The sequence below is a fragment of the Methylobacterium brachiatum genome, assembly GCF_900113845.1.
In the GTDB taxonomy this organism is placed as follows: Bacteria; Pseudomonadota; Alphaproteobacteria; order Rhizobiales; family Beijerinckiaceae; genus Methylobacterium; species Methylobacterium brachiatum.
In genome coordinates this window covers 230,277-256,128 of record NZ_FOQW01000009.1, presented here as the reverse complement: position 1 = coordinate 256,128, position 25,852 = coordinate 230,277, and the positions used below count along the sequence as shown (strand labels likewise).

30 protein-coding genes, 1 tRNA gene and 2 pseudogenes are annotated in these 25,852 nt (G+C 67.6%); 17 read left to right on the top strand and 16 right to left on the bottom strand.

Features of this window, described 5'->3' with window-relative positions; translation table 11 throughout:
• Nucleotides 1-1,614, top strand: a complete 1,614-nt coding sequence (locus BMZ47_RS14130; protein ID WP_012322140.1) for an efflux transporter outer membrane subunit — start codon at nucleotides 1-3, stop codon at nucleotides 1,612-1,614.
• Nucleotides 1,615-2,048: 434 nt separating this feature from the next.
• Here the strand turns inward: BMZ47_RS14130 and BMZ47_RS28595 are convergent, their stop codons facing one another.
• Nucleotides 2,049-2,768 carry an IS3 family transposase gene (locus tag BMZ47_RS28595; RefSeq protein WP_158682019.1) on the bottom strand — a complete coding sequence of 240 codons (720 nt, stop codon included), beginning with the start codon at nucleotides 2,766-2,768 and terminating at the stop codon, nucleotides 2,049-2,051.
• Here BMZ47_RS28595 and BMZ47_RS29320 point away from each other — a divergent pair.
• Nucleotides 2,752-3,574 (top strand): annotated as a pseudogene (locus tag BMZ47_RS29320) (ATP-binding protein); the annotation flags it as partial. The gene BMZ47_RS28595 and the pseudogene BMZ47_RS29320 overlap by 17 nt on opposite strands.
• Nucleotides 3,575-3,615: 41 nt before the next feature.
• On the opposite strand, the gene BMZ47_RS14115 reads toward BMZ47_RS29320, so the two are convergent.
• From BMZ47_RS14115 to BMZ47_RS14110, 3 genes are all read right to left on the bottom strand, one after another.
• On the bottom strand, nucleotides 3,616-3,861 hold the full coding sequence (locus tag BMZ47_RS14115) for a hypothetical protein (RefSeq protein ID WP_012322138.1): 246 nt from the start codon (nucleotides 3,859-3,861) through the stop codon (nucleotides 3,616-3,618).
• Nucleotides 3,862-3,965: 104 nt separating this feature from the next.
• On the bottom strand, nucleotides 3,966-4,091 hold the full coding sequence (locus BMZ47_RS29170; protein WP_280110120.1) for a hypothetical protein: 126 nt from the start codon (nucleotides 4,089-4,091) through the stop codon (nucleotides 3,966-3,968).
• A gap of 256 nt (nucleotides 4,092-4,347) precedes the next feature.
• Nucleotides 4,348-4,839: a YciE/YciF ferroxidase family protein gene (locus BMZ47_RS14110; RefSeq protein ID WP_012322137.1), complete on the bottom strand. Its 492-nt coding sequence runs from the start codon at nucleotides 4,837-4,839 to the stop codon at nucleotides 4,348-4,350.
• Between the two features lie 104 nt (nucleotides 4,840-4,943).
• Between BMZ47_RS14110 and BMZ47_RS14105 the strand changes: the two genes are divergently transcribed.
• Complete coding sequence (locus BMZ47_RS14105) at nucleotides 4,944-5,636, top strand: TetR/AcrR family transcriptional regulator (protein WP_244413308.1); 693 nt, start codon at nucleotides 4,944-4,946, stop codon at nucleotides 5,634-5,636.
• 423 nt (nucleotides 5,637-6,059) lie between these two features.
• Here the strand turns inward: BMZ47_RS14105 and BMZ47_RS14100 are convergent, their stop codons facing one another.
• From BMZ47_RS14100 to BMZ47_RS14085, 3 genes are all read right to left on the bottom strand, one after another.
• Entirely contained in the window at nucleotides 6,060-6,872 is an 813-nt protein-coding gene (locus BMZ47_RS14100) for an IS5 family transposase (protein WP_091863116.1), read from the bottom strand.
• A 1,595-nt stretch (nucleotides 6,873-8,467) separates the two neighbouring features.
• Nucleotides 8,468-8,776 carry a hypothetical protein gene (locus tag BMZ47_RS14095; protein ID WP_091863115.1) on the bottom strand — a complete coding sequence of 103 codons (309 nt, stop codon included), beginning with the start codon at nucleotides 8,774-8,776 and terminating at the stop codon, nucleotides 8,468-8,470.
• A gap of 556 nt (nucleotides 8,777-9,332) precedes the next feature.
• Nucleotides 9,333-11,468, bottom strand: coding sequence for a hypothetical protein (locus BMZ47_RS14085; protein WP_029361289.1), 2,136 nt, complete (start codon nucleotides 11,466-11,468; stop codon nucleotides 9,333-9,335).
• On the opposite strand from BMZ47_RS14085, the gene BMZ47_RS29165 reads away from it, so the two are divergent.
• The gene (locus tag BMZ47_RS29165) at nucleotides 11,437-12,003 is read left to right on the top strand and encodes a GNAT family N-acetyltransferase (protein ID WP_091863113.1); all 567 of its coding nucleotides are present in this window, start codon (nucleotides 11,437-11,439) and stop codon (nucleotides 12,001-12,003) included. The genes BMZ47_RS14085 and BMZ47_RS29165 overlap by 32 nt on opposite strands.
• Nucleotides 12,004-12,160: 157 nt before the next feature.
• On the opposite strand, the gene BMZ47_RS14075 is transcribed toward BMZ47_RS29165, so the two are convergent.
• Both BMZ47_RS14075 and BMZ47_RS27960 read right to left on the bottom strand, forming a co-directional pair.
• Nucleotides 12,161-12,505: an AAA family ATPase gene (locus BMZ47_RS14075; protein WP_029361287.1), complete on the bottom strand. Its 345-nt coding sequence runs from the start codon at nucleotides 12,503-12,505 to the stop codon at nucleotides 12,161-12,163.
• Between the two features lie 365 nt (nucleotides 12,506-12,870).
• A complete protein-coding gene (locus BMZ47_RS27960; RefSeq protein ID WP_208601051.1) occupies nucleotides 12,871-13,302 on the bottom strand; it encodes a Thoeris anti-defense Tad2 family protein in 432 nt (143 codons plus the stop codon).
• A gap of 605 nt (nucleotides 13,303-13,907) precedes the next feature.
• Here BMZ47_RS27960 and BMZ47_RS29315 point away from each other — a divergent pair.
• The 4 genes and pseudogenes from BMZ47_RS29315 to BMZ47_RS14055 form a co-directional block, all read left to right on the top strand.
• Nucleotides 13,908-14,225: pseudogene (locus BMZ47_RS29315) on the top strand (hypothetical protein); the annotation flags it as partial.
• Between the two features lie 89 nt (nucleotides 14,226-14,314).
• Complete coding sequence (locus BMZ47_RS14065) at nucleotides 14,315-14,803, top strand: phage antirepressor KilAC domain-containing protein (protein WP_029361285.1); 489 nt, start codon at nucleotides 14,315-14,317, stop codon at nucleotides 14,801-14,803.
• Between the two features lie 172 nt (nucleotides 14,804-14,975).
• Nucleotides 14,976-15,863 carry an SMODS domain-containing nucleotidyltransferase gene (locus tag BMZ47_RS14060; RefSeq protein WP_029361284.1) on the top strand — a complete coding sequence of 296 codons (888 nt, stop codon included), beginning with the start codon at nucleotides 14,976-14,978 and terminating at the stop codon, nucleotides 15,861-15,863.
• A complete protein-coding gene (locus tag BMZ47_RS14055; protein ID WP_029361283.1) occupies nucleotides 15,860-16,378 on the top strand; it encodes a hypothetical protein in 519 nt (172 codons plus the stop codon). The genes BMZ47_RS14060 and BMZ47_RS14055 overlap by 4 nt, the downstream gene beginning before the upstream one ends.
• 402 nt (nucleotides 16,379-16,780) lie before the next feature.
• On the opposite strand, the gene BMZ47_RS29360 is transcribed toward BMZ47_RS14055, so the two are convergent.
• The 4 genes from BMZ47_RS29360 to BMZ47_RS14035 form a co-directional block, all read right to left on the bottom strand.
• On the bottom strand, nucleotides 16,781-17,167 hold the full coding sequence (locus tag BMZ47_RS29360) for a L5-gp82 domain-containing phage-derived protein (protein WP_483129551.1): 387 nt from the start codon (nucleotides 17,165-17,167) through the stop codon (nucleotides 16,781-16,783).
• Nucleotides 17,164-17,406, bottom strand: a complete 243-nt coding sequence (locus BMZ47_RS14045) for a hypothetical protein (RefSeq protein ID WP_091863112.1) — start codon at nucleotides 17,404-17,406, stop codon at nucleotides 17,164-17,166. Before BMZ47_RS14045 ends, BMZ47_RS29360 begins: the two co-directional genes overlap by 4 nt.
• 11 nt (nucleotides 17,407-17,417) lie before the next feature.
• Complete coding sequence (locus BMZ47_RS14040; RefSeq protein WP_091863111.1) at nucleotides 17,418-19,070, bottom strand: AAA family ATPase; 1,653 nt, start codon at nucleotides 19,068-19,070, stop codon at nucleotides 17,418-17,420.
• Nucleotides 19,071-19,177: 107 nt separating this feature from the next.
• The gene (locus tag BMZ47_RS14035) at nucleotides 19,178-19,690 is read right to left on the bottom strand and encodes a hypothetical protein (RefSeq protein ID WP_029361279.1); all 513 of its coding nucleotides are present in this window, start codon (nucleotides 19,688-19,690) and stop codon (nucleotides 19,178-19,180) included.
• A gap of 412 nt (nucleotides 19,691-20,102) precedes the next feature.
• Between BMZ47_RS14035 and BMZ47_RS14030 the strand changes: the two genes are divergently transcribed.
• From BMZ47_RS14030 to BMZ47_RS14005, 6 genes are all read left to right on the top strand, one after another.
• Nucleotides 20,103-20,540, top strand: a complete 438-nt coding sequence (locus BMZ47_RS14030) for a hypothetical protein (RefSeq protein WP_029361278.1) — start codon at nucleotides 20,103-20,105, stop codon at nucleotides 20,538-20,540.
• A 2-nt stretch (nucleotides 20,541-20,542) separates the two neighbouring features.
• The gene (locus BMZ47_RS14025; protein ID WP_091863110.1) at nucleotides 20,543-21,235 is read left to right on the top strand and encodes a hypothetical protein; all 693 of its coding nucleotides are present in this window, start codon (nucleotides 20,543-20,545) and stop codon (nucleotides 21,233-21,235) included.
• On the top strand, nucleotides 21,228-21,521 hold the full coding sequence (locus tag BMZ47_RS14020; protein ID WP_029361276.1) for a hypothetical protein: 294 nt from the start codon (nucleotides 21,228-21,230) through the stop codon (nucleotides 21,519-21,521). The genes BMZ47_RS14025 and BMZ47_RS14020 overlap by 8 nt, the downstream gene beginning before the upstream one ends.
• A gap of 164 nt (nucleotides 21,522-21,685) precedes the next feature.
• Complete coding sequence (locus tag BMZ47_RS14015) at nucleotides 21,686-22,294, top strand: hypothetical protein (protein ID WP_091863109.1); 609 nt, start codon at nucleotides 21,686-21,688, stop codon at nucleotides 22,292-22,294.
• Entirely contained in the window at nucleotides 22,291-22,650 is a 360-nt protein-coding gene (locus tag BMZ47_RS14010) for a hypothetical protein (RefSeq protein ID WP_029361028.1), read from the top strand. Before BMZ47_RS14015 ends, BMZ47_RS14010 begins: the two co-directional genes overlap by 4 nt.
• The gene (locus BMZ47_RS14005) at nucleotides 22,647-22,904 is read left to right on the top strand and encodes a hypothetical protein (RefSeq protein WP_029361027.1); all 258 of its coding nucleotides are present in this window, start codon (nucleotides 22,647-22,649) and stop codon (nucleotides 22,902-22,904) included. Before BMZ47_RS14010 ends, BMZ47_RS14005 begins: the two co-directional genes overlap by 4 nt.
• Before the next feature lie 351 nt (nucleotides 22,905-23,255).
• Here BMZ47_RS14005 and BMZ47_RS13995 read toward each other — a convergent pair whose 3' ends face one another.
• Entirely contained in the window at nucleotides 23,256-23,648 is a 393-nt protein-coding gene (locus BMZ47_RS13995) for a hypothetical protein (protein ID WP_029361026.1), read from the bottom strand.
• A 223-nt stretch (nucleotides 23,649-23,871) separates the two neighbouring features.
• On the opposite strand from BMZ47_RS13995, the gene BMZ47_RS13990 reads away from it, so the two are divergent.
• A complete protein-coding gene (locus tag BMZ47_RS13990) occupies nucleotides 23,872-24,357 on the top strand; it encodes a hypothetical protein (RefSeq protein WP_029361024.1) in 486 nt (161 codons plus the stop codon).
• 6 nt (nucleotides 24,358-24,363) lie between these two features.
• On the top strand, nucleotides 24,364-24,921 hold the full coding sequence (locus tag BMZ47_RS13985) for a hypothetical protein (RefSeq protein WP_029361022.1): 558 nt from the start codon (nucleotides 24,364-24,366) through the stop codon (nucleotides 24,919-24,921).
• On the opposite strand, the gene BMZ47_RS13980 is transcribed toward BMZ47_RS13985, so the two are convergent.
• Nucleotides 24,918-25,145: a hypothetical protein gene (locus BMZ47_RS13980; RefSeq protein ID WP_029361021.1), complete on the bottom strand. Its 228-nt coding sequence runs from the start codon at nucleotides 25,143-25,145 to the stop codon at nucleotides 24,918-24,920. The two genes, BMZ47_RS13985 and BMZ47_RS13980, sit on opposite strands and share 4 nt — an antisense overlap.
• A 124-nt stretch (nucleotides 25,146-25,269) precedes the next feature.
• On the opposite strand from BMZ47_RS13980, the gene BMZ47_RS13975 reads away from it, so the two are divergent.
• Nucleotides 25,270-25,536 carry a hypothetical protein gene (locus BMZ47_RS13975; RefSeq protein ID WP_029361019.1) on the top strand — a complete coding sequence of 89 codons (267 nt, stop codon included), beginning with the start codon at nucleotides 25,270-25,272 and terminating at the stop codon, nucleotides 25,534-25,536.
• A gap of 113 nt (nucleotides 25,537-25,649) precedes the next feature.
• On the opposite strand, the gene BMZ47_RS13970 is transcribed toward BMZ47_RS13975, so the two are convergent.
• A tRNA-Gly gene (locus BMZ47_RS13970) sits at nucleotides 25,650-25,723 on the bottom strand.
• Between the last annotated feature and the right edge of the window lie 129 nt (nucleotides 25,724-25,852).

Sequence of the window (25,852 nt, the reverse complement as noted above, 5' to 3'; positions counted from 1 at the left end):
ATGACGCTCTCCCGATACCTCGGCCGACGCGGCCGAGCGATGATCACGGCCGGCCTGCTCGGCCTTGCCGGATGCACGGTCGGGCCCGACTTCGCCCCGCTTGCGACGCCGCTCGCAGACGCGGGCGACTATCTCGACACCGGCCTCGTCGCGCCGACGCCACGGCGACTCCTGGCACGCACCATCGACGCCGAACCGGACGTTGCGTGGTGGCTCGCCTTCCGCGATCCCGTGCTGGCGCAACTTGAGGACCGTCTGGCGGCCCAGAACCTCGACGTTCAGACCACCACCGCGCGGCTGTTCCAGAGCCGGTCCCAGATCAATACCGCCGCTGCCGCGGGCCTGCCGACCCTCAACGGGCAAGGCAGCGCCTACCGGCAGCAGTTCAGCAAGAACGGCACCATCGGCCTCCTCTCCAACTCGCTCGGCAGCCTGACGGGCGGAAGCAGCGGCGCTTCCAGCGGCAACCTGACGGCGCCGCTGACCAACGGCTTCGAGAGCTACACGCTGGGCTTCGACGCCTCCTGGGAACTCGACCTCTGGGGCAAGGTCCGGCGCTCGGTCGAGTCCGCAGAGGCCCAGGCGGACGCCTCCGCGGAAGCGAGGCGCGACGCGCTGATCTCCGGCCAGGCCGAACTCGCGCGAGCCTACGTGCAGTTGCGGGGCACCCAGGAGCTCATCCGGATCGACCTCGCCAACATCCGGGTCAACGAGCAGATCCTCGACGTCGTCCGGGTGCGTCAGCAGAAGGGATTGGTCACCGGACTCGATACGTCCAGTGCGGCACAGCAGGTCGAGGCGATCAAAGCGCAGCTGCCGCAGCTCCAGCAGCAGGAGATCCAGCAAATCAACGCGATCTCTCTGCTGCTCGGCGAACCGCCGCTGGCGCTCTCGCAGGAACTCGTCGCCGGCCCCTCGATCCCGCCCGTGCCCCCGCGCATACCCATCGGTGTGCCGTCGAGCCTGGTCATGCGCCGGCCCGACATCCGCAGGGCCGAGGCCAACCTGCATTCGGCCGTGGCCGAGATCGGTGTCGCGGAAGCGCAGTTCTTCCCAAGCGTTACGCTGACCGGAAGCCCGACCGTGAATTCGGTCGACCCGGGCAAGCTCTTCCGGGGCTCGTCGCTCCAGTACATGAACATCGGCCCTTCGATCTCCATCCCGCTGTTCGAGGGCGGGCGGCTCAAGTCGAACCTAGTGCTCCAGCGCGCCCGGCAACAGGAGGCGGCCATTGCCTACCAGAAGGCGGTGCTCCAGGGCTGGCACGACGTCGTCAACGCCCTCGCCGCTCTACGCGGCGACGAGGCCCGCCGAGCGCGTCTGGCCAGGCAGGTGGCCGATGCGCGCCAAGCCCTCGCCCTGTCGCGGGCGCGATACGTCCAGGGCGTCGAAATCTTCACGACCGTCCTCCAGGCTTCACAGACGGTGCTCCAAGCCGAGACCAGCCTGTCCCAGGCGACGGCCGCTATCTCGACCGACTTCGTCGCGCTGTCGAAGGCGCTCGGCGGCGGCTGGGAGACGACCTTCCCGGTCGGACGGACGCCGCCCCTGTCCCTGGCCAAGGTGGGCATCCCGCTCACGGACGTCGTGCACGACGGGGCCCTCGGCCGATGAGGGACCGGGGAACATCGACGAGCTGGCTGCATGCGCGGGACGGCCCTGCGTCACCCGTGAAGGCAGTCGGCGTCACGCCTGAGGGGGCGCGACCATACAGAGCAGACCCATCATGTTCACTCGGATCGCTACCTCAATATTCCTAGCCGCGGGCTTCGTGATCCCGTGCGTAGCCCAGTCTGGAACCGCACCCGCTCGTCCAACCCTCTTGATCCACGGCAACTATTGTGGCCCGGGCAATAACGCCCCCCTGGCTCCGGTCGACGCCCTGGACGCCGCGTGTGCCCGGCACGACGCCTGCACCCCGAACGATGGTCTCCCGTCCAAGGCCTGCAACCTTCGCCTGCAGGTCGAGGCGGAACGGATAGCGGACGACCCCCGTCAGTCGCCAGAACTTCGGATGGTCGCGGGTGTCGTCGCCTCCGGCGCCGCGATCATGCCCTCGGCCGCGCCAGGGCGGAGCACCCGTCGTACCGTGACGGGGGGAGTGGAGGACTGACCGGCCACGCCAATACCACGAAGTCCCGCCTTCGTTCCTCGAAGGTGCGATGCATTGACTGACTCGCGCTTCGCCCCCTCCCGCAGGCCGGTCGAGCGCCATTCCTCGACGCCACGCCGCAGCCCGGACTGGGCCGGCGGTGCGTGGCGACCGGAGGGGCACCGACGGCCCGATCACGGCGTCGACGCCAAGACTTGGATCTGACCACGAAGAACCCCCATGGCGTCCCACCAGCGACCGCTCTGCCTCGCGCTTCAAGGCGGCGGATCCTACGGCGCGTACACATGGGGGTGTGCTGGACACCCTGCTGGCCGACGGCCGCTTCTCGGGGGACGCAGTCAGCGGAACCAGTGCCGACGCGTTGAACTGGGATTGCCCCGGTTAGATGGACGGTTAGGGGGGCTTGCTCGATCAAGGTCGAGCTGGACCTGTCCAATTCGATTTTTTGCTCGAAGGCAATGGGTGAGCAATAGCCGAGCACCGAGGGAAGACGCAGCGGATTGTAGAAGCCCTCAAAGTAGTTGAACACCGCCATCCGAACCTCGGGCTGAGAGCGGAGGCGGCGGCAATAGAGCAGCTCGCATGCGAGGGTCGAGAAGAAGCTCTCGGCTATGGCGTTGTCGTGGAGCGCTCGCTTGGTGCGCGCGAACCCCATCCAGTTTGAGACCGTGCTGGTGAACCTCGCGGTGAACGCACTCAATGCCATGAAGGGGGAAGGCACGCTGACTACATCGCCATGACCTACGGCGCGCCGAAGCCGGGCAACCGGGGCCAAGCCGACTCGCCGAGCTCGTTCGTGGCGGTCGCCGTCACCGACACCGGCTTGGGCATCGCGAAGGAGCAGCTCGCCCGGATCTTCGAGCCGTTTTTCACCACGAAGGAGGTCAGCCGCGGAACCGGTCAGGGGCTGTCCCAGGTCATCGGCTTCGCCAACCAATCCGGTGGCCACGTGGACGTGTGCAGCGTCGTCGGGCGGGGCAGCACCTTCACCCTGTACCTGCCCCAAGACGAGGCGGCCCCGGCGAGGAGTTAATTGCCGCCCAGCTCAACGGGCAGGCGCTGGAGGATGGAGACAAGTCCATCCTGGTGGTCGAGGACCACGTCGAGATTGGCCGGTTCTGCACGCCGATCCTGCACGACCTGGGCTACGGCAGTGTGCTGAACCAGACGGCCGAGGCGGCGCTGGCGGAGATCGAGGCGGTGCCGTTCCGGTTCGATGCGGTGCTGTCGGATGTGGTGATGCCGGGCATGGGTGGCATCGAATTGGCCCGGCGGCTGCGGGATTTATACACCGAGATGCCGGTGGTTCTCACCTCCGGCTACAGCCATGTGCTGGCCCGGGAGGGCGCCCAAGGCTTCGAGTTCTTGCGCAAGCCCTACTCGGCCGAGAAGGCGGGCAAGGTCCTGCGGGCAGTCACAGCACGTCGGCCAAAGATTCGGCCGGCCCCGGCGAGCGTCTGACGCTAAGAGATTGAGAATTCAAGCTGTTCAGCCCGTTCGAGTTAGTCTGTCAGGCGTCGCGTGTTGTCGGCCACGATTTCGCGGTATCGGGAGATAACCTGGCCTTGCGAGCCCCCGGCCAGCAGCGTGTTGGCGGCCTCCATCGCGGCCACCACCTTCTCGCCAACCATCGAGAATATCTCGGCCTGCGCCTGCGCCCCGCCCCACGCGATGCGCACCAATCGTAACTCGATGACCCGTTGCGCCTCGAAGGCGAGTAGGATCGCGGCGCAGAACGGGTTCGGCATGTGTACTCCAATCAGGCGACCCACCGGTCGCGAGCATGTCCTAGTCATCCGTGAACGGCTGCCGCCCGCCGGCGTCGACGGACGGGACCTCGCGGTTGCGCTTCTCAGGCGAGCTTGACCAACCACTCGGCGGTGCCGTGGGCAACTTTGGCCTTGTCCTTGAGCGAGGCGGTTAGGGCGTCCAGGAAATGGCGGCCCTTGGCGTTCTCGCTGTAGGGGTTAGTGGACACCGAACAAGATGCGTTCGGCGCTTGATGTCATTCGCGGCTACTAAGAGCAGCTGACCGCCCCTGCAGGGACCCCGGGGTCGACCTGGCAAGCCGGTGCGAGCAGTGTTGACGGCCGGGCGACCTGAGGGGGCGGAAAGACGACCGGCCGTCGCACCACAGGGGGAAGTCCCCCTGCGATCCCTATGTCCTAATTGCCGACGCCGGTGGCCTGAGACCGTCTTACTGGCCCCTCCGGACGACGCCGGCTGCGTAAGGCCTACTGGCTGGCCTGCTTATTCGCGCGCGCCTCGCCCGCCTTGGTGTAGCGTTCGTCGAACGCCTTCATCTCGTCGGTCATGCGCTTGAGCTCGGCGGCCTCCTTCTCGCGGCCTAGGTGCTTGGCGGTCGCGGCGAGCGTGCCGTAGGCGGCGATGTAGTAGTGCAGCGAGATCTGGGCGGATGCGACGCCGCTGGCGTCCTTCACGGCTGGGTCGTTGGCGGCGGCCATGACGTCGATGGTGCCGGCCCGGATGCCCTCCATGATCTTGTTGGGCTTGTTGCTCGGCTGCCCGCCCGCCTCATGCAGGAGGCGCGTGATGGTCTCGGCATGGCGCGCGGCCGTCGCGGAACCCTCCTCGGCGATCTTGCGGAGCTCAGGATCGCTCAGGTCCTTCGTGGCCGCCTTCGCGGCTTCCTTCCCCTGCTCGTCGGCGCTCTTCAACGCCTGGAGACCCTGGATGTACCACTGCTCGTAATCCTGCTCGGCCATCGGCCAACTCCTGCATTGAAGAGGAAAAAGAACGCACGCGTTCATTTTGTGAAGGCGGAGTGCCGCCGTATTGTTCCAGCTAGGAGGAGCTTAATTTGCGCAAGGTGGCCACACAGGCGGTCGGCGCCGTCCTCTCTGGGCGCCGCGGTCGGCCGCGCGCCGACCAAGCCGGCGAAGTCGAAGAGCGGGTGCTCAACGTAGCGACGCGCCTGTTTCTGTCCCACGGCTTCGACCGAACGACCTTCGAGGGCTTGGCCGAGGAGGCGCAAGCCGGGAAGGCAACCCTCTACGCGCGCTACCGGAACAAGGAGGCCCTGTACGAGGCGGTGGTCCGCCGCCGAGTCGCCCAGTCCGTCGCCCGAATCTCGGCCGCATCGGACGGAGGCGTCTCCAGGGAGAACCTGCTTGGCGTCGCCATGCTGCTCGCCGACGAGATCTTCGTACCGGACGTGATCGCGCTCATGCGACTGACCATCGCCGAAGTTACGCGGTTTCCCGAGATGGCGCTGGCCACCTATCGGATCGGCTATGGCGGATGCGTATCGGCCTTGGCGGAAATTATCGCGGGCCAGGGGCATACCCCGGAGATGCTCGTCGCGGCGACGCCGGCCGCGACCCGGTTCGTCGAGCGGGTTTTTATGCCGCTGCAGATGCACGCCCTCTACGGCGTGGACCTCCCGAGCCTAAGGCTGCGGGCCAGGGAGGACGTCGCGCAGGCCGTCGATGGCCTCCTCGCGGAGGGAGTGCGGGATGTCCGAAAGGCGGTCCATTCCCCCTCGACCTTCAAAACGCGCTAGGTCGGCATCAAGCTCGCCGAGGAGGTGCAGGTCGGACTCTTCTCTCTCGACGTCGCCACCCCGGAGTGAACGGTCGCTGGGATCGCACCGCGTTTCCCTGATTTGGCACAGTGCGTGCACGAACTCACGCGGATGCGGAAGACAGCTCTAGGAGCCGCAAGCCCTCGTTCCAAGGGCACGGCTACCCAAAGACCGTGAGCCTGAGCCACGGCCTCACCACCGTCCGCCCCGCGCCACGGCCCCGGCCCTGCCGCTGACCCGCCAGACGATGGGGTGGCTCTCGAAGTCCTCCATAAGGCGAGCCGCTTCAGTTGCGACCGGCTCCGGTGGACGTACACCCAAGCCCTGAGGATCATGGCCAAGAGGCCTGATATCGATGCCGTCTTCACCGACGTGCGAAACGCTAAGAGTCCGTCCGAGAAGTCAGGCTGAGCGGGCCAGTCGCCTGACGAGGATCATGACGGCTGCCGCGTAGAGGAATGCTCTGGCCGAGGCGAGAGTCGCCTCTGGGTCCTTCCAGAGGCGGCGATTGCGGCTGATCCAGGCGAAGAACCGTTCGACCACCCAGCGGCGTGGATGCACGGCAAAGCCGACTTGATGGGGCGGCTTGCGCACGATCTCGACCGTGATGATCGTGGCGGTAGCCGGTCTGTTGCCGGCATAGCCTGCATCGGCGAAGGCTTTGGCGATGAACGGGAAGGTCCGACGCGACAGGCGCAGCACCGGCACGGCTCCGTCGCGGTCCTGGACGTCGGCAGGCTGAGGATCGAGGACGAGCGCGCGCCCGTCCATGTCGACCAGCGCTTGCCGCTTGCGCCCCTTGACCCTCTTGCCAGCATCGTAGCCGCGCGGGCCGCCGCTTTCCGTCGTCTTGATGCTTTGGCTGTCGAGGACCGCGGCAGACGGTGAGGCTTCCCGTCCGACTCGTTCGCGATCGGCCATGACCAGGTGGTGGTTGATCCGGCCAAACAGCCCTGTGTCGCGCCAGCGGCTGAAGTAGCCGAACGTGGTCGAGCGCGGCGGTAGATCCTTGGGTATCAACCGCCAGGAGATCCCACCCCTCAGAACGTAGAAGATGGCGTTCAGGACCTCCCGTGTCGTCCAGAGCGGAGGCCGGCCACAGGGCGCTGGCCTCGGCATCAGTGGCTCGATCACCGCCCACTCGGCGTCGGTCAGGTCGGTTTCATAGCGAAGGCCCACGCGGCTATGCTGCCGCCGGGTGGTCGGGGTCCACATGGCGCTTCCAGGTCAGGCTTCAGCACCCTCCTGGAATCATCGCCATCCCGGCCACTCAACCCCGCCTCAGACCCTTACCGGACGGGCTCTTAGCCAATCTTCGGCAGGAAACTCGTTGTAAGCAGCGAATGGCTGCTTACGGGATGCGCCCCTAATTGCATAGGCGACTGTGTTGGATCGATAGGAGGCCGTCCGCTCTTTTGACGGCTCTGCTTGGAAGCGGACCAGCTGCTTTCGGCCAGTTCCGGCCATGCCGGCATGTCCTGCTGAACAATTGAGGTGAATGTCATATCTGCCAGTCCGCTTCCACTCAGACATGTAGCCGAATCAGGCGTTCGCGGATTCGTATTAGGGCGCCGCCCAGGCGACCGCATCAGTGCCGGCCGGCAGGCGCATCAGGGAAGTCGGATAGGTTGCCACGCGCCAGACCGCCTCGGCCACGTTTGAGGCCTGGGTAAGCTCTTCCGTCGCCTGTGCCCAATTCGTCCGCAGGACATTGCGGTGGTGCAACGCGTGCCGACGATACCGAGGGACTGGATGCAGAATCTAACGCGGAAGCGCCTTTACATGGTGACGTCGGCCTCCGAGGCTGTCTCGAAGAAGCTCAGCCATCGCGCCTCGCAGACTTCTTTTAACCGTCCACCTCTTTCCGACTCGGTGCCCCATAGCCGCTGCTGTAGAACGTCGATCCAGATTTTTTAGGCGTAGGTGATGGCGAAGAAGCCCAGCAAGCCACGGGTGCAGACCGAATTTCTCCCAGGCCAACTCGACATGGTTGACTGGATGGGGGGATTAAGATGGCTGAAGAATGGGTCAGTCACTGATGACCACGAGACTGCAGACGACATCAATCGGCACGCGTACTTTGGTCTGATACGCGCGACCAGATATCAACCTCCGCTGCTGCGAGCTCCGCGCTTGCCCGCCATCGTTCAGATGCGCGTTTTGGCTACAGCTATTTGGGGATCGACTTGGCACGGTCGCGCAGCCAGTGAGCTTGGAGTCGATCAGAAGCAACTTCGACGCTGGGAGGAGACGGATCCGAACACTATGCAGTTTCGAGGAACGCCGCCTTCCAAACATATTGAGAGGCTACGCGAAGTAGCCGAGCGGTATAGGGAAGGAATTCAGCTAGCTCTATCTCTGAGCGACCCACCCCTTGACGCTTCTCCGGAAGCGCAGCCGATCAAAGAACGCGGCGTCACACCCTCTCGCTTCCGTGAAGCATCAGACGCTGCCGGTGCTGTCCGCGATTTCTGACAGCGAGGGTCACGAACTTTCGTTGGCGCGGCAGCGGTAGTCAGGATTTTCTGGCAGCGACCTCAGCGTTTGTCTGACGCGCGTCCGTCCCAAGCAAGGTGACGTGTCAGGATTTGCTGGCATGTTCCTTCCGGCGCTCTGAGTTGCACAGCAGCTTGTGTCAGGACCTTCTGACATCAGATATGCGCAACTGTCGGCTCCGGTCTGGAACAAGAATTGCGCCAGTGACAGCGATTGCTGACGGGCCTTCCTACGCGCCGAGGCGAGCGTGGCCTTTCAGGCCTTCTAAGTTAGCCGGGGGCGAGCCATTAGCGCGGCCTTGGCTTGGCTCTGCTTCACACTCGGTGCTCTACGAACGTCTCCATGGCGTGTCCGACGAGATCCGCGAGGGCGTAGGCGACGCCCTCGTAGCTCTTCTGTTTGTTCACGCGATCGCGAAGGCCGCCTTGACGGCTGAGGTCTGAGCAGGCCGTGGCGATGGCGGCGTCTAATAGGCGCGGCTTAGGGATGCCCTTGGCACGCCTCCGGGGACGCTCGGCCCGCTTGCGCTCGGCGGCGTTCCGGCGCTCACGAGCGATGCATGCCGAACCGGTCTCGGGCGCGCCGACGGGCTCGGGGTCGTCGAGGTAGACTTCATCCGGCATCTGCTCGACGAGGCCTGCAAGAATGTACGAGGCTTCGGTTAGTAGGGTGGGACTGGCTCCTGGTGGTGATCATGCCAGCCCTCTGGGCAAGGAACGAACGCTGGCTGCGGACGGGCCGTCAGTACAGTCATGGTTGGGTCGCGCTCCGGGCCTGCGTGACAATAGGTAAGCAGCCTCGCCCCATGGCTTCCCATGGCGTCCCCATGGGCCATCCCATGGGCTTTCATGGCCTTGACAAGTGCGGACACATGGAACGGCATGGGCAAGGCGATGGGCCGGGCATGCCCCATGGCGGCGCGCGGCATGCCTACGCGGAACAGCATGGGGCCCATGGTCCTCCCCATGGAGGCCATGGCCTCGCGGTCATGGCCGACGATGGGCAGCCATGGGCCGGCCCATGGGCGTGTCATGGGCCGGGATGGGGAATGGAGGGAGACGACGAAGGTCGGGCGCCACGATGCGATGGCTGCCGGCAGGGCGTCGATGAAGGCTATGGCGAGGGCGGGCGGCATGGCCCGGCTAGCGGGCCGTCATCCCCTGCAACGGACAACCCCCGTTAGGCGGCGGCGCTGGTCCCGGCGCTGGCCTGCGCGATTATCCAATCGAGGTGTTCGATCTCGTTCGCCAGCGTGGCTCGGAGCGTCACGGTCCCCTCGTGCGAGCGCAGGCCATCGATGATGACGTGGGGGATGCCGGCGGCGATGACGAAGGCCTCATAACCGTGCGCCCGGAGGGCCTGACCGGCCCAGACGATTGACTCGCGCAGGGCACCGTCGAGCTCGGCGTCGGCCTGGGCGACCATCCCGCCCCAGGTCCTGAGGACGCGTCGCAGGCCCTCCATGGCGTCCTCGACCGTGCCGGCACCGGGAACGAGGGGCCGCTTCTCCATGCCCATGGCCTCTTCGCGCGTGAGCCCCAGGTACGCGAGCAGCATGTCGTTCGCGGCGACCTGGATCACGTTAATGCGCCAGTGCTTGGACACCTCGGTCTCCAGCCACTTCGGGAGTTCCATGCGCTCGGTATGCCGGGGCTTGAAAACAGGCGGCGGCTTGTGGCTCGTCGTCTTGAGGCTGAGGTCCATCTTGTAGCTCGTGGCGGAAACGGCGGCGCGGTCGGGGCGGCGGCGCTCCGGCGGCAGGGCCGCGGTAGTGGGGCGACGCCCGGGGCGCTTCGAGGCGATGTGGATCAGCATTGCCGCCTCCCATGCCTCGGGCGTCGGGGCGGTCGCTAGGGCGGTGCTGATGCGCCGAATGCGCTCGCGGACCGGCGCTGCCTCGGCCCGGTGCAGGCGGTAGGCGTATGACGCGGCCTCGGCGACGTAGGCGTCCCATGCCGCGCCGAGGCCGTTCTGGCGCGCATTCTCGACCATGCCGCGGATCTTCGCGACGGCCTCCAGGGACTGCCCCGACGCCTCGGAGAAGATCCCGGCAAGCGGGCCGTTGGTGCGGTCCTCGACCATCCGGCACCAGTCCACGGTGTCCCTGTGGCAGGCGTCGGCATAGGCCGCGCTCACGCCGAGGAAGGCGTCGCGCGCCTCCGGCAGGGAGAGCTCCTCCAGGACGCGCTGTATGTCCCCGTCGCCCGCGTGGGAGGCCAGGACGCGACATAGGACCTGCGCGTCCTGGCCCTCCGGCGTGCCCCAGTCGCCCTGCCGGCGGGCGATCAGGCCACCCGGAATCGGACGCACCTTACCGGTCTGGACGACCTCGGCGGCGAACGCGTCGGGACCGTCCGGGAGCCGGCGGCCGCGGCCCACGAGGGTGTGCTCGCCGAGGACGATGACGTGCAGGTCGATAGGCGCCGCGGTGATCTCGACGGCGGCCGCACGGAGCCTCTGGCGATGCTTACGCTTCGTCGCCGGGTTCGTCGTGGCGGGCCATAGCTTCTCCGCCAAGGCGTCCGTGCGCACGACCGTGAGACGGTTCTGCGGGATGCCCGATGTCTCCAGCGCCTCGACCAGGTCGCGAGCCGTGCCGGACAGGGCGTCGATGTGGGCCTGCCGCTCCGGGCGGCCGCGCATCCGCTCGACGGCGCCGCGGATGGCGGAGCGCTTCATGCCCGTGCCGCGCAGGGCCTCGGTGATGGCGTCGATGGAAAGGCGCCGCGGGGCGCGGCCCTCATGCTCTGCAACCTGCCGCTCCCACGAGACAACCAGGTGAACCTCGAAATCAGCCTCTTGCCGCGCGCGGTGGGTGGCGCCGGGCTTCTGCGTGCCCTCCTGCCGGACCGCCGTCATCCGCGAGTACCAAGCGACCCACCGCTCGATCAGCGCGAGATGCCCGTCGTCGTCATGGGCCTGTCCTGGAACCGACCGGTATGCCGAGACGAGCGCCTCGACAGCGGCCCGCAGCGCGGCGGCGTCGACCGGGGCGCGCGTGGCCCGGCGGTGCGCGACCGTCCAAGCCCTTACCTCGGGCTCGACGGCCCGGAACAGCCTCTCGTTCGACGCCGTCTTCTTCCCGGGGCTGACGTCCATGCCCACGCAGTACCGGGCGACGCGGGGCAGGACGTCCGTTAGCATGTCCTCGTCGACGCCCGTGGAGCCGCTCGCGACGTAGGCCTCCGCCGCGGCCGCGAGGAAGGCCTCGATCTCGCGGGCGTCGAGCGGGGCGCCGGTCTCGCGCACGCGCTGGACAGTGAAGCGCCGGGCGACGCCGCTGATGTGCTCGAAAAGGGCGGGGTTGGCGGACAAGAGCTCGACCCGAAGCGATTTTTCCTTCGAGTATTGTTACGTGACCGTCGGCATATATCCAGGCCCGCCAGAGCGAAAAGCGACCCTCGACCCGTCTTTTTTTGTCACGCCGGTATGTCGCTGCCGGGTGTCTTGTCCGGGTCAGGGCGTGGAGCCTTCCCCCGGGGTCGGGCACTGGGGCACCGTCATCCCGGGGCTCATCTCGGGCGAGCGCCGCCTATTCGTCGAGAGGCACGAGGACCGCTTGTCCGGGCTCGTCATCGCCAAGCGTTCGGACGAACGGAAGCTCTGCACCATCTGGACACGTCCCGAGCTACGCGGTCGTGGCGTCGCGACGCGCCTGGTAGACGACGCCTTGGAGTGGCTCGGCACCGACCGCCCCCTGGTGACCGTCCCAGGTGAGACGCTGGAAAGCTTCGACGCGTTGTTCAGGAACTTCGGCTTCGAGCACCGCTACGCCGTCGACCGCTACTATCGCGACGACAGCGCCGAGCACATTTTAAACGTGAGCTTGCGCCCCGCTCGCCCCTCCTGACGGCGGCGGTGCATTCCAGGAAGGCGGTTACGTCACCGGACGTGATCTCGAAGCAGGGCACGCCCATGCGGGAGGCCTGCGCGCGGGCATGGCTACGTTCCGCCTCCTGGCGGTTCGCGGCTTCTGCGGAGCTCCAGGGTCGGCCACGGAATGCGCTTCATTCCGAGATCAGGGCCGGGGGCGACACCACGTGGACGATGGCGCGCGGCGCCAGTGCGTCAAACGTACGATCCGGTATGGGCAGGGTTCCCGACGTGGTCTCGACGGTCGCATGACCGTCAAGCACTGCGTCGTCATCGGACAGGATCCCAAGCCGGGACAGCTCGGCCACGAGGGCGTCTTGATTCTCGACGGCCGCCTCGACGGTCAGGTCTGAGATCGGACGACTGAGGAGGCGCAAGATCGCGCTCGCGCGAACGTACCGGAAGCTCGGCATCGCCTGCACGAGTCGTTCAAGCGTGTACGTCTTGCCGGAGTTCGACACGCCGGTTACGAGGATCATGCGGCTGGGCTACCATGGCGGATTCCGGCTGCCAATCGTCCGGCACACGGCCGGGTGCCTCGGCACGTCCGCAAGTGGGGCCGGCCGAGCGGATACTCGCCCGCCGCCAACGGATGGGGATGCTAGGACGCGTTCGGCAAGGGTCAAGGAGCGGCCAGAACCGCGCTTTCTTGCCGTCCACGTCTTTGGTCAAATCGGCGATGGCAGTCACGAGCGGCCCGCCGGCTTCCCGTATTATCCTCAATCTGCGGTCGTTGACGGCTTCCTATCGGCGTGAGCCGCACCGTCGGACTATTTGCACGAGAGAGGCACCCGGGTCCGTGGCAACGGCCGCTCGCATTTCTACAATGTGGGTCGCAGTGGGTTTAGGCTTCGGAGGATTGTCCTTTCCGAAAGTTCAGGCGGAAGAACTGAAAGCCGCCGTTTGCGCTTTCTCTGCGGCGTTCCTCGATTATCTCCTCGTGCTCGGGCCTAGACAATATCCGCTCCCAATCCATCTCCAGGATGTCGCTGCGAGCCTCAACCCACTCCCGCGGCTTAAGAGAAACGCCGCCTCCAGGGAGGGTATGGTAGGTCCAGATGTGTATGACGTCCGGTGCCTCGTTGTTGGAGATGTCTTCTGAGTTCACGGCCCGAACGTAGATGCCAGGGGCCCAACCGCTGCGCCGGGCGCGGCAGCCCGTTCGTATCCAGGCTGAGACGGTCTCGAAAGAGCCTTCAGCTGGCGAGTGTGGTCCCGTGGCTGGTTCGTCGTTCACTAGTTCGGGCCACGGCCAATCGTCGGGCTTATCGTCCATCATTGCGTTTTCCTCAGTAAGGCCACCCAAGCGGCCGACAGGGAAACACTGCACGCGTCGTGGCACTCGCCCGAGTCCGAATAGGCCCCTTGGTTAACAAGACCCGCGGCGATCCCCAGGTGGTTGCGCGCATTCATGTTGGCACTGCGCCCGCTCACCCTCTGGGAGCAGATCGACATCCACCGCTGCGGGCCGCTCGGCGGTGGGGCAGCCCCGGGCGGACTCGGACATCGCCAACGTGCTCGCCCGGGTCGACCGACGCCTCGTTCGCCGGGCCTGCAGGAAGGCGAAGGCGGAATGACGCCATCTGACTTTCACGTTATTCCGAACTTCGAGGCAGTTGCCGCCCTGGTCGATAGCCATGGGCGCCACGCCGCGGTGGAGCGCTGGGGCTGGCTCGATGCCGAGACGGTCTGGCGCCTCACCGCCAAGGGCCGCCGGCGCAGCGGCCGCGGCCGCCCCGTAGGAGGCATTAGCGGCGCCGGCGCCCATCTTCCCCTTGCCCCTGCCTGGGACGGCGCCAAAATCTCCGCGCATCGGCTCACCCCCGCCACCGCCGCGGCCGCCCTTAGGATTAGCGCGGCGACCGTGTCAGGGGGCTGGTAATGGCCTACCGCAGGGAGCGCATCCTCGACGAAAGAGAGGTCGAGCGGGGCGTTGAGGATGGAGGCAGCATCGCCGCGTATGCCAAGTTGATGAGCGCGATGACCCTCTCGCCCGCCAGGGTCCCGGTCGTTACTGTCGATGGGGCGGCCTCCGCCGACAGCCGGGCCGTCGCCGCCTACATCGGACGCGCGCACAAGAATGTTTTGCAGGGGCTGCGCAACACCGAGGAGGCATGCTCGCCCGAATTCGCCCGGCTGAATTTTCAGCCGCGCGACGTCCAGGGCCACGCCCGGCAGGTCCTCTCCCACTACCTGATGACCAAGGACGCATCGCGTTCGCCGTCCTCGGCTTCACCGGCGCCGAGGCAGCGCGGTTCAAGGAGGCCTACATCGCCGAGTTCAACCGCATGGCGGACGAGCTCGTACGTCGGAGCGTCCCGGTCGCCCCCGCCGACCCGCTCGCCCTCCTCGATGACCCGGCAATCCTCCGCAGCCTGCTCGGCCGCTACGCCGAGCGTGTCGAGGAGGAGCGCCAGGGCCGAATCGTCGCCGAGGCGCAGGTCGCCGCGGCCCGCCCTGCGGTCGACTTCGTGGAGGCCCTGGCGGACAGCGACGGGCTCTGGGGCCTGAAGGCGGCCGAGAAGGCACTGCACCAGGGGCCGCTGAAGTTCGTGGCCTGGCTGAAGGACAGGGGCGACCTTTACGAGCTCAATGGCGGGCCGGTCGCGAACGAGCGGGCCATCAGGCGCGGCCTGTTCGAGGTCCTTTGGGCGGTCCACGGCGGGAAGCCGCGGCCGACGACCAAGGTCACAGGGAAGGGGATGGTCCACTACGCGAAAAAGCTCGGCGTCCGACCGCCGGGGCCGCCGTCCCATGCCCTCCTGCCGGGTCTGTGACACGCACACCTAATCGGTAGCGAAGGCTCGTTCGCTACATCTCGGGGCCGGCCCCCACCTCAGGGCCGGCCCTTTCTGTTAGGGTACCCGCTGGGGATGACACCCGGCGGATGTATCACACAGCCTTCCCACCGGACCACGGCTCCCCCATGCTGCGCGCAGGGGTGACAACATGTGGGTGGCAGTACGGCAGCGATTTCGGGCCTTCCACGAGGACCTGAACCTGACGCGGGATCAGGTTGAGGACGGCATCGGCAAGGCGATTCGCGTCACCCAGGCGCTGGAGCGCGCATACAACGGACGCGTCGCGGACCAGCCGCCGCTGCGCATCGTTGGGTCCTGGGGCAAGGGTACCCAAGTTCGACCGAGCGCCGACATCGACATTATGGTGGAGTTCACCCCGGCAGTCCTCGCGCGCTTTGAGGCCCGGGTTGGGAATCGCCAGTCGCAGCTTCTACAAGAAGTTCGGGCCTCCCTCCTGGATGCCTACCCGCAGACGGACATGCGAGGTGACGGGCAGGTGGTGATGGTCCAATTCAATACCATCACTGTGGAGGTTGTCCCCGTCTTCGACCTTCCGGGCGGGCAGTACCTCATGCCCGACACCAACAACGGCGGCCGGTGGAAGACCGTCGACCCGCTTGCTCAGATCGCCTTGATCGAGGCCATCGACACGCGAACAAACGGCAACACTCGCGCCCTGACGAAGATCATCAAGATGTGGCAGCGGGAGAAGAATGTACCGCTCAAATCGTTTCTGATTGAGCTCCTGGTCGCCGATTTCATGAGCACGTATCAATACGCTCAACAGGACTACTACTATTACGACTGGTTCGTGCGGGACTTCCTCCGGGCGCTCGTCGGGAGGGCGGGCTCGGGCTTGCTGGTCCCCGGTACGGGGGAATGGATTTGGCTTGGGGCCGACTGGCACACGAAGGCGGAGGCTGCTCTGGCTGTCGCTGAGACAGCGTGCGAGTGGGAGCGGCTCGATTACGATGTTACGGCGGGGCAGGAATGGCAGACGATCTTCGGGGCCCGGATACCGATACACGTACTGTGAGTGTCCAGCGGCGCATCGAGGTCGCGAAGGAGGCTATGAGGCAGTCCGAGTCCTGTCTGTGGACGTCGACGTCGCTCTTCATCTGGCTCCGGCAGGTCCGTCGACAGCGGCAGTTCTTCATCGCAGCCCCCATCGTGCTTGGCGCACTCGCGAGCTTTACGGTGCTCCAAGATGTCGTCCCGGCGTGGGTGGTCGCCACCCTCTCTCTCGGTGCCAGCCTGTTTCCGGCACTCTCGGACGGGCTCAACATCCAGACGAGCGTCAACGAGATCTCGCGCCTCGCTGCTGAGTTCAAGGCTTTGCAGGACCGCTTTCGGCGCGTTGCCAACATCACCGCGCTGGGGACTGCCGAGGAGGCCGAGGCTGCATTGGCCGAGCTGATGGACAGGATGGACGTCGTTCGGAGCGCATCCGTGACGCCACCCGAGAAGTATTTCGAGAAAGCCAGAGTGAAGATCGAGGCAGGTCACTACGACTTCCAAGTGGACCTGAAGGCCATAGAAGCTGCTACGTAGAACTATGTTAGTCGCCGGTGCTTAGGTCGCCCATGCCACGCCGGGGGCATTCCGGCGCCGTGAACTCGGCGGGCAGGCGCAGCGCCTCGGGTCGCCGCATGGACTGCGTGACGACGAACGAAGCGCCTGCTCCGCCCGGCCACGACCACTGCCCCCCAAAGCCCGGGCTCGGCCCCCTGTTTGACGTGCCCCGCCCAACGACGCGGGAGAGCACCCGGCCGGTGCGGGCGTCCTGGAGGCCGCACGTTACGGTGACGGTCCACCCGCCCGGGGGCGCCGGGTCGGCATCGACGTAGCCGAACCGCTCTCGCTCGGGCCCGGCGGGGACGACTAGCGCAAATCGCCATCCGGATTCGGGCTGCGGCCAGAGCTCGGCGGAGCCGGCGGGGGTGGCCACGCTGATCAGCGCGAGGAGGGCGACGAGGCTACGCACTGGGACACTCCGGAGGATGAGGGACGGCACAGCACGAGCCGTCCGGGAGGAACAGGGCGACGGCGGCCGCGCTCATCGGGCTGCCGTCGGGGAGGAGGAAGGCGGGGGCGGCGTAGGGGTCGAACCTGACCCGCAGCGCGTCGGGCGGGGATGGGCCCGGATTCAGCGAGGACGCCCCGGGCGTAGGCGACGACCTCGCGCTGACGGCGGACCCGTATGCGGTCGACGCCGGCGGACGAGACGCGGAACTTGACGTCCCGGAGCGCGAGGCTGCCCCGATGCCCGACGACGCGCCCGCGCTCCCGGATCGACCAGGGCGCCGCCTTCCTGGTGAGGCACCGGTAGACTTCCGTCACCGGGGCTCCCGGCGCGCCTCCGGGAGGGATGCGCACCGGCTGGCGAACTTGACTACGAGGTTGCCTAGGACGAGGCCCTCGGCGACCGTCACCTCTCCGTCAGCGACGCATCGGGCGAGGTGTCCGAGGTACTCGTCGAGGACCGGGCCGACGCGGTAGTCGACCGCTCCGGAGAGCCTGTACCCCTTGAGGGCATCCCGGAAGAAGTCGAAGACGGGGGCGTGCGCTTGCCTGTTCATGCTCGCCTCCCTCAGTTCGCCGGGCCGGCATGGCGGCCGTCCAGGGCGCACTCGACGAGGGCCTGCAGCGTCCGGACGGAACCTCCGCGCCAGTGCTCCCCGATCATGTCGAGCTCGTCCGGCGTCAGGTCGGGCAGCCACAGCGCATCGAGGCCACGCTCGCGACGGAGCTCGGCGACGAGGCCGCGCGCGAGCACAGGCAGCGAGGCCAGCGTCGGCGCAGGCATGTCCACGACCCGGAATCGGGACAGGAGTGCCGGGTCGAGGTTTGCCGTGTCGTTCGCCGTGGCGATGTACGAGACCGCGCTGAGGTCGACGGGGCACTCCAGGTAGGGGTCAAAGTACGTCCGAGCCGTCTCCCGCTCGACGAGCGCCAGCAGACCGTCGGTGAGCCTGCCGTTGTCGGTCCTGGTGCCGGCGCGCGAGATCTCGTCGAGCACGACGAGGACGCTCGCCTCTCCGGCGCGCTTGACCGCCTGCAGGGGGACGCAAGCGCGGCCAGTCCCCCACTGCCGCGACGTCCCGATGATGCTCCCGTCCCCGACGCCGCCGCATCCGTAGACCGTGACGGCCAGCCCGAGCACCTCACCGAGGCGGCGCGCGAGGCGCGACTTGCCGCTCCCCGGCGCGCCCCGGAGGAGCAGGGGCTGCAGGCGTGAGAACTGGCGGCCGGCGAGCGGCGCGAGGATGGACGCAATCAGCCCTGCGGCGTCGGGGAACTCCCCCGCCAGGATGGCCTGGACGAGCGCGAGGTCCGGCACCGGGACGAGGGGCAGCCGCCTGCCCGCAATGGCCGCGAACTCGGCGCGCGGGTTCCAGGCGCTCGTCGTCTTGCTCTCGCCGTCCCTGGCGCTGCCGGGAAGGTGTCCAACCGACGCGAGCACAAGGAGCCCGGGACCCTCCGGCTCCGGGGCGGCCTGTTCGACCTCGGCGGCCTCCTTCCTGATCTTCGCCAGCGTCGACACCGGCTCCGGCCGGGCCTGCATGGCCTCTACGACGGCATCGCGGATCTGCCCACGAGCGAGCGCCGCCGCGTTGGCGATGGGCTCCATGCCGCGCTCGCGCCACTGGCTTAGGATGTCGACGAGGCCGTCGTACCCCCTCGTCCACTGCACCCGGTATGAACCGTCGTCGAGCTCGCACCCGATAGCGGCCGCGTGGAGCTCGACGTATCCCTCGCCCGGCTGCGCCCGGCGCGCGTACATCCACAGAAGGTCCGGCATTGCGTCGATGGCGACGGGGTCTCCCAGCATCGCAAGATGGAGGGTGACCCGCCCGTGGAGATCATCGAGGGGATTCGACACGCCGGCGTGCCAGTCGACCTCAAAATCCTCCGCCGGACGCTTGTCGAGCAGCCGCCCGAGATCCAGCCAGAAGGCTGTCAGGCTCTGCTGGAAAATCTCGTAATCGGGCTCCCAGGCGTCCGCCTTGCGGTCCCTCAGCCGCATGCACGACTTCCACAGCCCATCGAGCAGGAAGACCATCGGCATGGACGCGCCCACGTCTTCGCAGAGCGTCCGCCGGTCCTGGATGATCAGGCTCGACCAGGTGTAGGCGAGGTAGCAAAACAGGTCGCGGTGCGCGCTACCGCCGTAGGGGGCGGCGCCACACAGGAGTTCGCGCAAAGTCGGGGGAACGCCAAACGCGGGCGCGCTGCTAGTCATCGGGTGTCTCCGTCACCACGCGTCTGGGCGGAGCCACTGACGCATATCCGACGTACACTACCGGCCTGGCGTTAAGAACTCGTCAAACGGTTCTGTACAGGTGCCCTTTATTCCCTGTCGACAACCGGCAGGCGCTTGGCGTCCCGGGCGACCGCCACGAGCTCAAGGGCCTCCTCCAACCCCAGCCGGGCGAGGACGGCGAGATCCTCGCGGTCCCGCGGGCGCACGCCTGGGAGCGCGTCGCCCTGCGCGAGGATGCCCCGCTCGGACATCTCGGCGGCGGCCTGCAGCATGTACCCCATGGCGCGGGGATGCTCGTAGGCGGCGGCGCGCCCGAGGAAGGCGAGCGCCCACCCCGGCAGCCCGTTCCGGAGCACCCGGTCTCGCGTAACCGTCCTCCGATTCAGGCCGGTCGCCCGCGACAGCGGGTTCACGTAGTCACCCCCGAACACCGCGCCGGCGGCCGCCTCAACGGCATCGGAGAGCGCCTCGGCAATGACGGCGTGCTCGACGGGGCGGCCGGCGACATGCGGGACGCGGCCCTCGTATGTCAGCGGGGCGCCATCGACGGTGCCGACGGCTTCAGGATGTTCGGGCACGGGGCGGAGGACGACACGCATGCCTCGGCATAGCGCGCGCCCCGGAAACTAAGAAGGCCCCGGCTTCGCGCCGGGGCCTGTCTGCCCTCCCGAAGCCGGGAGGAGATCTCAGTTATACTTGAACCCACGACGGTTACGGGTTTGCCCTCCCGCATGCGGGAGGAGGACCGTTCCGTGTGCCGTACGACATCGGCTTTAGGTTCGCCCTCCCACCGGGAGGACACCGCGACTTAGCGGCGGGTTTAGAATTGGGGATGCCGCTCGCCGCGTCAAGTCGAACCGGTCTTCTCGAATCGGCGTTTCCACATAGAATCGGACCACGTGCCCATGGAGAGGGCGCGGCTGCCGGTGGCGGGGTCCACTCCCGTCATGCCGGGTCACACGGCCAAAGCTGTCCCGGCACTCCTCGCACCACTTCCCGCGAGGACGACGCATGGCCGACGCACTCCCCAATTCCGCCATCACCGAGAAGATCGCCTCCCTCGCCAGGGCCGTCTTCGGCCTGAGCGACGACGAAGGCATGGCGTTCAACCGGGCCGTCAGCCTGTTGCGGGCGGAGAAGGCCAATGCGGATGCGCAGCGCATCGCGACGCTTCGCACCATGACCGACCGGGATCTCGCGCAGGAGGTCCTGTGGGAGTGCGTCGGACAGGGTTCTGACACGTACCCGGACCGCGCCCTGCAGATGCTGCGCGAGGGCGGCTTCGTCCGTCACGCCGGCATCGAGGCGGCGTACCGCGTTGGCTTCGAGGCCTCCAGCGAAGGCTGGAACGGCGAGCATCCCGGCGACGCGGCGGAGCAGCCCCGCTTTGCCCTGGCGATGCAGGAGGCCCTGGAGACCATCCGCGACCGTATCGAAGGGGACGCCTGATCATGTCGACCGTCTGGTACAAGCGGGCCTACGACCGTGCCGACCTCGACCCTGTCACGTTCGAGGCGCTCCTTGGCGCGATCCCGCCGGGCATCTACTGCGAGGACCTGGAGGCCTACCGGGCGCTCCTCGCCGGCGCCCGCGAGAAGGGGGTGCAGATCGAGCCGGCATTCGGCGGGTCCAGCCTCGGCGGGCTGACCGTGTCCGTCGCCACCCCCGAGCAGGCCGCAGCGTTCCAGGCCGCGCCGGTTTCGACTGCCAAGGAGATGCTCGCCGAGGAGCGCACCTTACACGCGTTCGGGAACGCCCTCGTCGGCCGGCTCATCGCCGGCATGGGGCGCAGCGCGCAGGACGTCGCTCAAGAGCAGGTTGCACTCGAAGCCGAGGCGACCCGCTCCGCGATGCTTGAGAAGTGGCAGGCTCTTAAGGACAGCGTCTACGGCCCGGACGGTAAGGTCGACGTTACGGGCGAACATACTTCTCTGAGACGTGTCAGCCTGCCCGAGTACGGCATGCACACCGAGACGACGTGTGAACTCAACATTGTCGCGGAGGAGCGGTCCCCTCTCGTGGGGATACTGGCTGGTCTCCGGGAGCAGGGTCTGAACCGGCAGCAGCGCCGGGCGGCCGCCGCGCGGGCACGGAAGCTCATCCCCGACGCGGATCTGCCAGCCTGCGGGTCGTTCCATGGCTGAGCCCTACGCCCGCCTCGGCGACGATGTGGTCGTCTGCGACTTCGACTGGGACCACCCGAAGTGGCACTCGCCTCGCTATTGGATCTTCCATGACGTGAAGCGCGGGCGACGCCTGTTCCAGGTCGGCAAGGCCCACGGCGGGGACGCCCCGTCGAAAGAGATCCTCCTCGCCATGCTGTCGGCGTTCGCCGCCGGCGAGCGGGCGGGCCGGGACGCCGGCGTGACCGAGGGGCGCGCCGAACTCGCCGGGGACATCCGCGCGCTGATCGGCGCCGCGGCAGCGTGAGGAGAGGGTGATGAAGGTGCGGAAGGACGTCGAGGTCGTGGTGAAGGACGGCATCTTCTACGTGGTGAGGCCGACGGCAGCCTGTTGGATTGCGGCCCGGCCGAGCCGGGGGAGCCGCTGACCGGCTGGTTCACCGAGGTCGAGCAGCCGGAGGGAGAGGCGGCATGACCCTGCTGACGGACCGCCGACGCTGGGACGACGAGGCCCTGCGCCACATCGCCGAGCGGGACGACCCCGAGGCCGCGGAGGCCTCCATGAACGCGCGCCTGTTCGCCGACCTGCAGGCCGCGGCCGACGACCGCGAGGCCCTCATGCGTGCGTGCCGCCGGGCCGACCTGCGACGCGTCGAGCTCTCCCTGGTGGATGGTGGCGAGCCGGACCCGGCGCTCGACGCCTACCTGGAGCTGATCCTGCGCAGCACTCCGCTGAGCGTCTACGACCCGCCGGAGGGGCCGTCCCCGTACACCGGCTCGCTCGACGCGGCGCGGGCGTTCGTCGCCGAGGCGCTCCCGGGATTCTGGGTCTCGTCGGGCCTGTGCGACCTGACGGGGCACGCCTCCCTCGGCCCGGACTACAACGGTCCCCACGGCGAGCCCCTGTTCCGCGAGTGGCCCGAGGACAAATGCCCCTGCGAGTGGAGCGAGGACCTCGCCCCCGGCGACGGAATCGGACGCGAGTGCCGGGCCATCCTCGCGGCCGCCGTTCGCGCGCTCGCCCACCGGCACGAGCTCACCGCGGCGCCGTGCCCCAAGCGGGACAGGAGCGCTGCATGAGTGCGAAGGGTTTCTGGTGGGCCTCCGTTGAAGGCCGGGAGCCCCAGGTCATCGAGGTCAGCGAGATGACGGCCGGCCACGAGGTCGCCTACGTCACCGGCCTCGAAGTGGAAATCGACCTCAGCGAGGTGCGCCTGATCAAGCGGGTGCTCCCGGGCGGCCGCGCCACGGCGGCCGCCCTTCACGGCGCCCTGGTCGCATCCTCCCGAACCGGCTCAGGCTACGTCTCCCGGCTGCAGGGTTGCGAGGTGACCGATGAGGCCGGCGAGACGGTCGGGCACACCACCCTCGTGGACGGCTACTTCGACCTGCAGCGGGCCGCGGAGATCCTCGCGGCCGGGGGAGGCGCCGCATGACCGCCCGAGTGACCGCTAGCTTAGGCAACCGCTTCGATCCAGCCGAGCCGAAGCCGGCAAGGCAATTCACGGTCGTCGAGCGCGTCTGGCAGGAATACGTCCGCACCGCGGTCGAGATGGGCCTCTGGGCCCCGCCGACGGGGATGACCCTCGAAGACGTGTTCGCCAACGCAACAGTGCGCCCCTTCGGCGATACCTTCATCTCCGGCGAGGCGGACGTCGAGGAGGTCACCATCCACTCGGACGGCACCTAAACGTCGAGGCTGACATGACCCGCCCGCTCACCCGCTTCGGCTGGACCTCGCAGGACGATGCTAGGGCAGCCCAGATTCGCGCGGAGTGGGGCGAGGCGGAGGAGGTTGCACGGCACCGGGAGGACCTGCGGAACGCAGCCGCCCTGGCGAGGGAGGTTTGGGCTTCCCGGGGGATCACGGTCCACCCCGGCTTCGCCGCTCGCCTTCGTGCCGCGGAGGAACCCCCATGCGAGGGGTGAACCGGCAGCCGCCCCGGCCGGTCCGCGTCGCGGCGCCGAGGTTCCCCGCCGGGATGCGGGAGGCCGTCGTGTGGCGGAGGGGCGTCCGGAGCTACGACGACTTGCAGCTGGCCTACGCGGAGCGGGGCGCGCCCCTGGCCGCGGCGTCCACCAACTCGACAGCGTCGGGATGCTTGGACCGACCATCGCCGTACATCGCCCATGTCATGTAGGCCGTGTCGTAGTCGCGCAGCCGGAATCGCAGCTTCCTGAGGGTGACGGGCTTCGTCCCTTGGCCGATTAGCATCAGCAGCCCGAGCCCCTTCACCACGCCGAAGCTGCATCCGCCGCGGCCTCGCTTGTCGGGCCACACGACCTGGATGAGGTCGTACTCGGGCGAGACCCGGCGGATGTACGCATCCCATGGCTCGCCTGTCGCCTTCACATCCTCGACCGTCTCGTTCGCCTCCCGGACGAATTCCTTGCACTGGTCTGACGTCCAGCTCTTCGTATCCATGACGTGCATGCGAACCCTCGCTCAACCTGCGGCCATCCTGCCGGGCGACCGTTCGGGATTCGTTGAGCCGGTGCGCCCGATTGCCGGGGTGGCGGACGCCGCGTTGCGAGGGTCCGTGGCATTTTAGCGAACCCGGTCAGCCGGGGCGAACCAAGGCGCAGCTTGGCCGCCGGTGATTCGGTTTCAAGTAACTTGGCCCGTCCAGGGTGCCCTCCATCGACGGAGGATGCACATGTTGAGAGACGGCGACGCTACATTCCAGACGACTGACTTCCTGGAGCGCATCGGGAAGGTCAAGGCGCGGCAAGCCGCGGCCGACGACGCCCTCCGCTCCCAGTTCGACATCTACGAACGGGAGGCCGCGGAGCACACGCTCGAACTCGTCTACCGGCACCTCTACATGCTGCGGCAGAGCGTGCAGGTGATGCACGACATGCCCGACGAGGAGATCATCCCGATCCTGCGGGCCAAGGTCCGGGACCACGGGGGGGCAACGAAGTTCTGCGCTGCCGTCCGCCGCTTCGCCGGCCTGGAGCTCGACCCAGACTGGATCGAGGAGCTCATCGAGGGGGACGAGGCGGACCACCCGGCCGCGTCGGTCTCGCCGCTCCTGAAGTCGGCGTTGGTCGGCCTCAGCGCCGGCATGAACGTCAATTCGGCAAACATCTCGCGCCGCGCCGCGGGGGGGATCGACGCAGAGATGGGCGGGGAGCGCTAAGTCCGCATGCCGATTTGGCTCCCGCGCGACATCCTCTCACTGCCGGTGCCATCGTCCCATGCGACGGACGAACTCCGGCAGTACAGGATCAAGGTCGAAAGTTGGCGCTTCACGACGCGCATCGAGCTGGAAGCCGACCGGCATTGGCAACGCGCGCCAGTGACCGACTGGGCTCGCGAGGAACTGGAGCGGCGCATCTACGAGGCCTGGAAGGTCCGGCATCGGGGACATCATTTCGCGACGGTTGTTCAGGTCTGGCGCCGCGCCGACCCAGTGCCGGTCCTCCTGTCTGAGGATTCGCCCCTCCCGTATGGTGGGCCATTCATCGAATCTCGCGGAGGGAAGCCTGGACGAGTGACGATGAGCCAGAAACAGAGGCTCGTGCTTCTGCAGGACGGCGGCGTGAGGGCAGTGACCGTCAAGCACCGAGAAACCCTATGGAGTTGGCTCGTCACTCCGCTCGCCAAGCCGCTGGGCGAGGAGGCAATCCGCGCCGAGCAGTCCATGTTGCGCAGGGAGCTCAACCTGACGCTTGAGGATGTCGAGGCCCTGAAGGACCTCTAACAGACGGGGTAGCCCCACCCCGTCGTTGCGAGCTCGACGCCGTCCCGGAGGCGCACGCACCGGCCGCCGGGATAGCGCCGGACTGTGCCGTGCCCGGGCAGGCACCAGGTGACAGGCGTGCCGGTCGCGTCGGCCTCCACGATGTACGGGGGCGGTTCGCCCCGCGCCGCCCGGGCGGCCTCGCGGGCCTGCATCGCGGCGACCATGTCGGTGAGGGTCGTCATCCCGGCAGCGTGGCAGGCTGGATGCCGGCCGGCAACCCACCGCCTGCGGCATCCTGTCCATCGCACCGACTTCCGTTTCCGGTCCTCGGGTTTCGCTTCGATTGCAGGGACAAGGAGACCTGCCATGACCGAAGCCGACCTGCGCGATGACGTAATCTTCGAGCTCCACCTCGCCGAGGGCGAGGCCGACCGGAATGCGACCCTGGTGCGCCTCGTCCGGGCCCACCCCGACCTGCGCGAGGACCTCCTCGACCACTGGTGCGAGATCGTCCTGATGGAGCTCCGGGCGGCCGCCTACCCGGAGCCGGAGTGCCCGCCGGTCGACAAGGGTGTCGCGGCCCGGGCGCTAGCCCGGTTCTACGAGATGGAGGCGGAGGTCCTGGCGCGGTAGCCGCAGCGGTTCTGAGGGCCGAAACTCGCTCGCGGCTGGTATCAGGCTGGTATCAGAGGGGGTGGCTGGTATCACCCTCGGCGTCTAAGTCGCTGCCGCTGCGAGGGAAAGAGTGGAGCGGGTACCGGGAATCGAACCCGGGTATTCAGCTTGGAAGGCTGCTGCTCTACCATTGAGCTACACCCGCGCGGGCGGATCGTTAGCACGCCGCCCGGCGCGTGAGAAGGTGGGAGTTTGGGGCGGGGCCGCTCGAAACGGCGGCCGTCCCGGGCCGGCTTCGGCCCGGCCCGCTGCGGGAATAGCGGCGGCCCTGGAC

What these genes read in the sequence shown, in the direction of transcription:
- BMZ47_RS27960 (WP_208601051.1), bottom strand. Translation starts at nt 13,302, where the DNA reads ATGGACGATAAGCCCGACGATTGGCCGTGGCCCGAACTAGTGAACGAC.
- BMZ47_RS13975 (WP_029361019.1), top strand. Translation starts at nt 25,270, where the DNA reads ATGACCGAAGCCGACCTGCGCGATGACGTAATCTTCGAGCTCCACCTC.
- BMZ47_RS14075 (WP_029361287.1), bottom strand. Translation starts at nt 12,505, where the DNA reads ATGATCCTCGTAACCGGCGTGTCGAACTCCGGCAAGACGTACACGCTT.
- BMZ47_RS29165 (WP_091863113.1), top strand. Translation starts at nt 11,437, where the DNA reads ATGTGCTCGAAAAGGGCGGGGTTGGCGGACAAGAGCTCGACCCGAAGC.
- BMZ47_RS14065 (WP_029361285.1), top strand. Translation starts at nt 14,315, where the DNA reads ATGGCGGACGAGCTCGTACGTCGGAGCGTCCCGGTCGCCCCCGCCGAC.
- BMZ47_RS14130 (WP_012322140.1), top strand. Translation starts at nt 1, where the DNA reads ATGACGCTCTCCCGATACCTCGGCCGACGCGGCCGAGCGATGATCACG.
- BMZ47_RS14005 (WP_029361027.1), top strand. Translation starts at nt 22,647, where the DNA reads ATGACCGCCCGAGTGACCGCTAGCTTAGGCAACCGCTTCGATCCAGCC.
- BMZ47_RS14115 (WP_012322138.1), bottom strand. Translation starts at nt 3,861, where the DNA reads ATGCCGAACCCGTTCTGCGCCGCGATCCTACTCGCCTTCGAGGCGCAA.
- BMZ47_RS14060 (WP_029361284.1), top strand. Translation starts at nt 14,976, where the DNA reads ATGTGGGTGGCAGTACGGCAGCGATTTCGGGCCTTCCACGAGGACCTG.
- BMZ47_RS14020 (WP_029361276.1), top strand. Translation starts at nt 21,228, where the DNA reads ATGGCTGAGCCCTACGCCCGCCTCGGCGACGATGTGGTCGTCTGCGAC.
- BMZ47_RS28595 (WP_158682019.1), bottom strand. Translation starts at nt 2,768, where the DNA reads ATGGGGTTCGCGCGCACCAAGCGAGCGCTCCACGACAACGCCATAGCC.
- BMZ47_RS14030 (WP_029361278.1), top strand. Translation starts at nt 20,103, where the DNA reads ATGGCCGACGCACTCCCCAATTCCGCCATCACCGAGAAGATCGCCTCC.
- BMZ47_RS14110 (WP_012322137.1), bottom strand. Translation starts at nt 4,839, where the DNA reads ATGGCCGAGCAGGATTACGAGCAGTGGTACATCCAGGGTCTCCAGGCG.
- BMZ47_RS13980 (WP_029361021.1), bottom strand. Translation starts at nt 25,145, where the DNA reads ATGACGACCCTCACCGACATGGTCGCCGCGATGCAGGCCCGCGAGGCC.
- BMZ47_RS14100 (WP_091863116.1), bottom strand. Translation starts at nt 6,872, where the DNA reads ATGTGGACCCCGACCACCCGGCGGCAGCATAGCCGCGTGGGCCTTCGC.
- BMZ47_RS14040 (WP_091863111.1), bottom strand. Translation starts at nt 19,070, where the DNA reads ATGACTAGCAGCGCGCCCGCGTTTGGCGTTCCCCCGACTTTGCGCGAA.
- BMZ47_RS14095 (WP_091863115.1), bottom strand. Translation starts at nt 8,776, where the DNA reads ATGCCGGATGAAGTCTACCTCGACGACCCCGAGCCCGTCGGCGCGCCC.
- BMZ47_RS14010 (WP_029361028.1), top strand. Translation starts at nt 22,291, where the DNA reads ATGAGTGCGAAGGGTTTCTGGTGGGCCTCCGTTGAAGGCCGGGAGCCC.
- BMZ47_RS14035 (WP_029361279.1), bottom strand. Translation starts at nt 19,690, where the DNA reads ATGCGTGTCGTCCTCCGCCCCGTGCCCGAACATCCTGAAGCCGTCGGC.
- BMZ47_RS14025 (WP_091863110.1), top strand. Translation starts at nt 20,543, where the DNA reads ATGTCGACCGTCTGGTACAAGCGGGCCTACGACCGTGCCGACCTCGAC.
- BMZ47_RS13995 (WP_029361026.1), bottom strand. Translation starts at nt 23,648, where the DNA reads ATGCACGTCATGGATACGAAGAGCTGGACGTCAGACCAGTGCAAGGAA.
- BMZ47_RS14045 (WP_091863112.1), bottom strand. Translation starts at nt 17,406, where the DNA reads ATGAACAGGCAAGCGCACGCCCCCGTCTTCGACTTCTTCCGGGATGCC.
- BMZ47_RS13990 (WP_029361024.1), top strand. Translation starts at nt 23,872, where the DNA reads ATGTTGAGAGACGGCGACGCTACATTCCAGACGACTGACTTCCTGGAG.
- BMZ47_RS14015 (WP_091863109.1), top strand. Translation starts at nt 21,686, where the DNA reads ATGACCCTGCTGACGGACCGCCGACGCTGGGACGACGAGGCCCTGCGC.
- BMZ47_RS13985 (WP_029361022.1), top strand. Translation starts at nt 24,364, where the DNA reads ATGCCGATTTGGCTCCCGCGCGACATCCTCTCACTGCCGGTGCCATCG.